1 protein-coding gene is annotated in these 1,262 nt (G+C 72.3%); it reads left to right on the top strand.

All coding sequences use genetic code 11. The features are described 5' to 3' along the window. Nucleotides 1–186: 186 nt before the first annotated feature. A partial coding sequence (locus tag JGS39_RS39545) for a CocE/NonD family hydrolase (protein ID WP_219574590.1) occupies nucleotides 187–1,262 on the top strand: 1,076 nt, incomplete at its 3' end.

Genomic DNA, 1,262 nt, shown 5'->3' with positions numbered 1-1,262 from the left:
GGGCCGGGGTCAGCCAGAGTTCTCGGGGGTCGACGCCGGGGGCGCCGGACCCTTCGGCACGGGTCACGATCCTGCTGTTCCCTTCCTCGCCGATGCGGCCTCACTGCCGAGGCTCCTGTCCCGCTCATCCAAGCATCGTCTATTCTCGTACGCAGTACGAGAATAAGTGAGCGACGGAGGCGAACGATGACATCACCCACCAACGACGCCCGGCCGAGGCCTGCCTGGACGCCGTCGGCCGCGAAGCCGCCGCTGTCCGCGCGCACGATGCGCGCCACCTGGCGAGGGCTCCCGCCGAAGCGCCACCGGATCGCCTGGGAGCCGGGCCTCACCGTCCCCGCCGCCGACGGCAGCCCGCTGATCACGGACCACTACTTCCCCCGCGAGGAGGGCGACTTCCCCACCCTCCTCGTGCGCTCGCCCTACGGGCGGGGCGTGCCCTGGTCCCCCATGTACGGGATGCTCTTCGCCGAACAGGGCTTCCACGTGATCCTGCAGAGCTGCCGCGGCACGGGCGGCTCCGGCGGCACCTTCGACCTCTGGCGCAACGAGGCCGCCGACGGCCTCGCCACGGTGAACTGGCTGCGCGAACAGCCCTGGTTCAACGGCACCCTGGGCACGGTCGGACCCAGCTACCTCGGCTACGTCCAGTGGGCCCTGGCCCTGGACCCCCCGCCGGAGCTGAAGGCCATGGTGGTCCAGGTCGGCCTGCACGACCCGTACGCCCTCTTCCACACGGACGGCGCGCTGAAGCTGGAGAACGCGCTCCTCGTCGGCGCCGGAATGACGTACCAGCACCACGGGATGGGCCCGTTCATCAAGGCGACCCTGCGGCTGAAGCGCCACCTGAAGGGCATCGTCAACGCCCGCCCGCTCAAGGGTGCCTACGCGGCCGCGCTCGGGCAGGAGGTGCCCTGGCTGGAAGACGTGATGACGCACCCGGACGCGGACGACCCGTACTGGAAGGGTGCGTCGGCGGCCGCGGCGGCCGACCGTCCCGGCATCCCCACCGCCCTCATCACCGGCTGGCACGACGCCCTCGTCGACCAGACCTTCGCGCAGTACGCCCGGCTGCGCGCGTCGGGCGCCGAGGCCACCCTGCTCGCCGGTCCCTGGACCCACGCCTCCGCCCTGCAGCAGGGCTGGCCCGACGTGTTCGCCGAAAGCCTGGCCTGGCTCCGCGCCCACCTGTGCGACGACCGTTCCGACCTGCGCCCCACCCCCGTACGCGTCCACACGGGCGGCGCGGACGCGGCGTGGCA

The organism is Streptomyces poriferorum, from assembly GCF_019399235.1.
In the GTDB taxonomy this organism is placed as follows: domain Bacteria; phylum Actinomycetota; class Actinomycetes; order Streptomycetales; family Streptomycetaceae; genus Streptomyces; species Streptomyces poriferorum.
The sequence above is the reverse complement of the archived record's forward strand: the minus strand, read 5'-3'. Positions and strand labels throughout refer to the sequence as shown.